Raw genomic sequence first — 5,348 nt, 5'->3', positions numbered from 1 at the left:
GGGCGACAACTCGACCGAGTACGGGGTGATCGTCGTCGCCGACACGGTGAAAGAATCATCGCGAGAAGCGATCTCGGAACTTAAACGCATGGGCCTGACGCCGGTTCTGCTGACCGGCGACAACGCGGGAGCGGCGCGTTTCGTGGCCGGCGCGGTCGGCATCGACCAGGTGATCGCCGAGGTGCGGCCCGAGGAGAAGGTGAACGCGGTCAAGGACTTCCAGCGTCAGGGTAAGACGGTGGCGATGGTCGGTGACGGCATCAACGACGCCGCCGCGCTCGCCCAGGCCGATCTCGGTGTGTCGATGGGTACCGGAACCGACGTCGCGATCGCCGCCGCCGACCTCACCATCGTCGACGGTGACCTGCGCAAGGTGGTCGACGCCATCGCGCTCTCGCGGCGCACGCTGCGCACCATCCGGGGAAACCTGTTCTGGGCCTTCGGATACAACGTCGCCGCGTTGCCGATCGCGGCGGCCGGACTGCTGAACCCGATGATCGCCGGAGCAGCGATGGCCTTCTCGTCGGTCTTCGTGGTCGCCAACAGCCTGCGACTGCGGGGTTTTCGGCCGCACACGCGCTGACTGAACGGGCCGAAATCCGGTGGATACCCGGCGAATCCGACAAACGGGAGTTCGGCATCGGCAACGGTGTCCCCGGAGTAGCGTGCGGGCGTGTCCACCCCTGCCGAAACCTATTCGATCGCCGCGCGGATGGATCGGTTGCCGATCACACCGCTGCACCGTCGCGCGACCGTCGTCATCGGTTTCGGACTGTTCTTCGACATCTACGAGGTGTTCCTCGCCGGCACGCTGAGTTCGGTGTTGAAGAAGCAGTTCAGCCTCGGCGGCAACGCGCTGACGCTCCTGCTCGCGTCGGCCTTCCTCGGTATGTTCGTCGGCGCGATCACGCTGGGCCGCTTGGCCGACCGCCTCGGCCGGCGCCGCGCCTTTCTCCTCAGCATGAGTACGTACTCCGTGTTCACCCTGCTCGCGGCGTTCAGCCCGAACGCGACGATGCTGGTGATCTGTCGCTTCCTCTCGGGGATCGGCATCGGTGCCGAACCCCCGGTCAGCGACACCTATCTCGGCGACATGCTGCCACCCACCGAACGTGGCAGGTACACGGCGTGGGCATACACCTTGTCCTTCGTCGGTGTTCCGCTGGTCGGCTTCCTCGGTCATTACCTCGTACCGTTGCAGCCGCTCGGACTGGAGGGCTGGCGCTGGCTGTTCATCATCGGTGCGCTGGGGGCGGTGCTCATCTTCGTTCTGCGTCGCGGGCTCCCGGAGTCGCCACGGTGGTTGTCCTCGGTCGGGCGCGACACCGAGGCCGACGAGATCGTCACGGGATTCGAGACCGAGGCGCGGGAGCGGGGACTGCCGCTGCCGGATCCGTCGCCGTCGACGCCGTCGACCCAGCACGGCGGTGCGCTGCGGGAATTGTTCGACGGTGCGGTCCGGCCCCGCACCCTGATGATGGCGGTATTCCAGTTCTTCCAGACCTGGGGCTACTACGGATTCGGCACCCTGGCCCCGATCGTGTTGGCCGCCAAGGGGTACGACATCGTCGACAGTCTGGGCTTCCTGGCGGTGACCTACATCGGATACCCGATCGGCTCGTTGGTGTCACTGCCGCTGATCGAACGCTTCGAACGCAAGTACCTCATCGTGGGCTCGGCCATCACGATGGCGGTTTTCGGCGTCCTGTTCGGCATTTCGGGGACGACGGCGATGATCATCGTGTTCGGCTTCCTCTACACCGCCGCGAGCAATGTCTTCTCCAACTCGTATCACGTCTACCAGGCCGAGATCTTCCCCACACGACTACGGGGTACCGCAACGAGTTGGACGTATTCACTGTCCCGACTGTCCAGCGGATTGATGCCGTTCATCCTGGTGCCGCTGTTCCATCACAGCGGCGCGGGGTGGTTGTTCACCGTGGTCGCCGCGGCGATGGCGATCGTTGCAGCCACCATCTATGTGTTCGGGCCGCTGACCACCGGCCGGACACTCACCGACGTCAACATCGTTGGTGGGCAAGGACACTGAGACCACCCCGAGGGTGGCAGGCGCCCGGACACGGGCTCACCGCAATCCGCGCGCCAGGACCGGCCAGGCGCGCGCCAGCGCGTCGTCCCAGTAGGCGAACGAATGTGTGCCGGTCGGCGGAAAGTATGTCGTGACACCGATTCCCAGGGCGGCCAGGCGGGCGACGAACCGGTGGCTACACTCGTCGACGGCCGCTTCGATGGGTCCACCGACGAGGATCATCTGGATGTGCTGGGCGTCGGAGAGGTTGTCGTGCGGGCCGGGTACACCGGGACCCGAGGACACGAAGACGGCCTTGCCGCGCAGACGTTCTGCGTTGATCTGCGCGTCGTGCGCAACCCAGTCGGGACTGCCGGGTGGCCCCCACATATTGGTGGTGTCGGCGGCGCCACGCCCTTCGACGGTGGCGCGCACGTACGCCGACCCGAGCAACCCACTCGTGTTGGGACAACCGCTCATCGACGCCACCGCCGAGTAGAGGTCGCCGGCGCGTTCGGCCAGCGACAGCGCCGCGCTCCCCGACATCGACAGTCCGGCAATGCCGTTGCGGCCGGTGCTCGACAGAGTTCCGTTCAGCGCAGCGGGGAGTTCACGAGTCAGGAAGGTCTCCCATCGATTGCGGCCGAGGGCGGGATCGTCGCGCTGCCAGTCGGTGTAGTAGCTGAACGCACCGGCCATCGGGATGATTACATCGACCGGCTTGTCGGCGAAGAACGCGGGAGCGTTGCCCTGCTCCACCCAGTTCGCAGAGTCCTCACCGCCGCCTGCCCCGTTGAGGAGATACAGGCGCCCGACCGGCCGCCGGTTCGCGGCACGCAGCACCCGTACGGGGATGGAACGGTCCATCGACGGTGAGAACACGCTCAGCAGAAGCTGGTTGGAGCCGATCGCCTCCGACGACACGATCCGGCCCGGCGCGGCAGACGCGGGGCCGACCGACCATGCGGCAGTGGTGACGACGGCGATCAGCGTCACCACCAGAATCGGAACCACTCTCGTCCAACGCATGCGACAACCTCGGGTAGGCCCGCCGGGTGACCTCGGGGTGGCGAGCGGACGTGGAGAAGTCCATCACCGCGCACCGTCGAGGACATGCGTAGTGCACTACTCGATTCGGCGCCCCGCGGCATGCCGGCCGGCCCGCCGGCCGAAGTAGGAGCCCTCACCCAACTGGGTGCCGCTGGCGTAACCCTTGCTGTCCTGCGCGATGTTGGCCGCGCACGCCCCGGCCGCATAGAGGCCCGCGATGGGGGAGCCGTCGGCGTCGAGGACCTCACCGTCGACCGACGTGGCCATCCCGCCCATGGTGAAGCCCGCGTACATCGCCTTGCCCAGACTCATGTCGAACACCGCCCACGGCCCGTGATCCTGTGGCGCAAGGAATTCCGCGGACTTGTGGAAATCGGGGTCCTCACCCTGGGCCGCGTGGGTGTTGTAGCGGTCCAGGGTCTTCTGCAGGTTCCCCGACGGAATGCCCAGGGCCTGTTCCATTTCCGCGACCGTCTCGTACCCGTCGATCAGGGGCACCAACGGCATCCGCGGACGCTTCATGTGCGCTTCGTCGACGACGAGGTACGCCGTCGAATCCGGTTGTTCGAGAACGAAAGCCGAGGTTCGGGAGTGATAGGAATCCTCGGCGACGAATCGGTCGCCGTTCTTGTTCACCGCGATCCCGGTCAGCAGGATCGACGGCGGATACACCGGCGCGGTGCAGAACGCCTGATCCATGTGCTTGAGCACGGCCCCCGCCGACACCCCCATTCGCAGGCCGAGCCCGTCGTCGTAGGTGTTGCCCAACACGAACGGCTTCTCGGTCAGCCACGGCACGTGCTCGGCGACCATCGCCGGGTTCATCACGAAGCCACCCGCGGCGATGATCACCCCACGGGCGCCGATCACTCCGTGCTCGCCGGAGATCGAGCGCCATGCCACGCCGGCCACCGAGCCCTCGTCGTCGACGACGAGATTGCGTGCACCGGTCTCGTACCGGACCTCGACGCCGAGTTCGGCGAGCCGCTTCACCAGTAGTTCGACGACCATTGCCGCACCACCGGTGTCACCCGGGACGGGCACCTTGTGGCCGCGCGGTGCGGGCTTGGCCATGTCCTTGAACGGCCAGACCTTCTCGTTGCCGGTGTACATCAGCCCCTGCGTCTCGGGCTGGACCACCGCCTTCTCCGGGTAGTAGCTGCGTTCGAAGGCGAAGCCGAGATTCTCCAGCCACTCGAAGTGATCGACGCTGTCGACACAGTAGGCGTGGATCTTGTCCGGCTCTGGATCGCGCGAGACCGCGGTGATGTAGCGCTCCATCTCCTCCGCGGAGTCCTCGAAGCCGGTCGCCTGCTGGACCGCAGTGCCGCCACCGAGGTAGAAGTGGCCGCCGGCCAGCGCCGTCGTCCCGCCGGCCTGGGCTGCGCGTTCGAGAACGAGCACGCGTGCGCCTGCGGTGGCCGCCTCCACCGCGGCACATCCGCCCGCGATGCCGAGGCCGACGACCACCACGTCGACCTCGTCGCTGAATTCGTCGACCGATCCGAGTGCGACGGTGTCGGGGATCGCTGTGTCCGCTGCCATGGGCATCAGCCTAACTCACGAAATAGAACACGTTCTAGTATTGCCGGGTCGTTCTGGTGCGGCCGGGTCCGGCATCCGACCGACCCGCGCCACCTGCGCGACGACACATCGGCCCCTCGCGGCGTATCAATGGGTGTGGCCTCCGGACTCGACCCTGATCCCGACACCGTGCGGCACGCACCCGGGCGGCGCGTGCCGGTACCGGTGAACGCGCTCACCGGCATCATCGCCGTCGCCGCCGCCCTCGGAGTCGGCGAACTCGTCGCCGCGTTCATTTCCCCGGAATCCTCGCCGTACTTCGCCGTCGGATCGAGCGTCGTCGACCACTCGCCGCTGTGGATGCGGGAGTGGGCGATCAGCACCTTCGGCACCTCCGACAAGCTCGCGCTGTTCGTGGTGATGGGCGTGGTCATCGCGATCCTCGCCGGGGCGTGCGGGGTGGCCGAACGCCGCCGACCACCGATCGGGTCGATCGTCATCGTGGTGTTCGCGATCGTCGGTGTCGTCGCGTCCCTCGGGCGCCCCGGGGCGACGGCGACATACATGCTGCCGTCGTTGTTCGCAGGGGCGGCCGGGGTGATCGCCTTGCGAGTACTCGTCGGCATTCTCGACGCCGACGCGGAAACGACCCGGGCCCGGACAGCCCCGTCCGAGCACCCCGACCACGGCACCGGAGTGCTGCATGCGCCCGCTTCACGCCGCTTCGTCCTCACCGCCGCCGGGA

Annotated in this window: 4 protein-coding genes and 1 pseudogene; 3 read left to right on the top strand and 2 right to left on the bottom strand. The window is 67.1% G+C overall.

The window, feature by feature from the left end:
- Nucleotides 1-583 (top strand): HAD-IC family P-type ATPase (locus tag B1964_RS23115; protein ID WP_139765840.1); only part of this gene is annotated, 583 nt, incomplete at its 5' end.
- Nucleotides 584-673: 90 nt separating this feature from the next.
- The gene (locus tag B1964_RS23110; protein ID WP_079931428.1) at nt 674-2,050 is read left to right on the top strand and encodes an MFS transporter; all 1,377 of its coding nucleotides are present in this window, start codon (nt 674-676) and stop codon (nt 2,048-2,050) included.
- Between the two features lie 36 nt (nt 2,051-2,086).
- On the opposite strand, the gene B1964_RS23105 is transcribed toward B1964_RS23110, so the two are convergent.
- Complete coding sequence (locus tag B1964_RS23105) at nt 2,087-3,058, bottom strand: alpha/beta hydrolase family protein (RefSeq protein WP_253194143.1); 972 nt, start codon at nt 3,056-3,058, stop codon at nt 2,087-2,089.
- A 96-nt stretch (nt 3,059-3,154) separates the two neighbouring features.
- On the bottom strand, nt 3,155-4,624 hold the full coding sequence (locus B1964_RS23100) for an FAD-binding protein (RefSeq protein ID WP_079931426.1): 1,470 nt from the start codon (nt 4,622-4,624) through the stop codon (nt 3,155-3,157).
- Between the two features lie 129 nt (nt 4,625-4,753).
- On the opposite strand from B1964_RS23100, the pseudogene B1964_RS23095 reads away from it, so the two are divergent.
- Nucleotides 4,754-5,348, top strand: a pseudogene (locus B1964_RS23095) (oxidoreductase); the annotation flags it as partial.

Source organism: Gordonia sp. i37, from assembly GCF_002043085.1.
GTDB lineage: Bacteria > Actinomycetota > Actinomycetes > Mycobacteriales > Mycobacteriaceae > Gordonia > Gordonia polyisoprenivorans.
The sequence above is the reverse complement of the archived record's forward strand: the minus strand, read 5'-3'. Positions and strand labels throughout refer to the sequence as shown.

What these genes read in the sequence shown, in the direction of transcription:
- B1964_RS23100 (WP_079931426.1), bottom strand. Translation starts at nt 4,624, where the DNA reads ATGGCAGCGGACACAGCGATCCCCGACACCGTCGCACTCGGATCGGTC.
- B1964_RS23105 (WP_253194143.1), bottom strand. Translation starts at nt 3,058, where the DNA reads ATGCGTTGGACGAGAGTGGTTCCGATTCTGGTGGTGACGCTGATCGCC.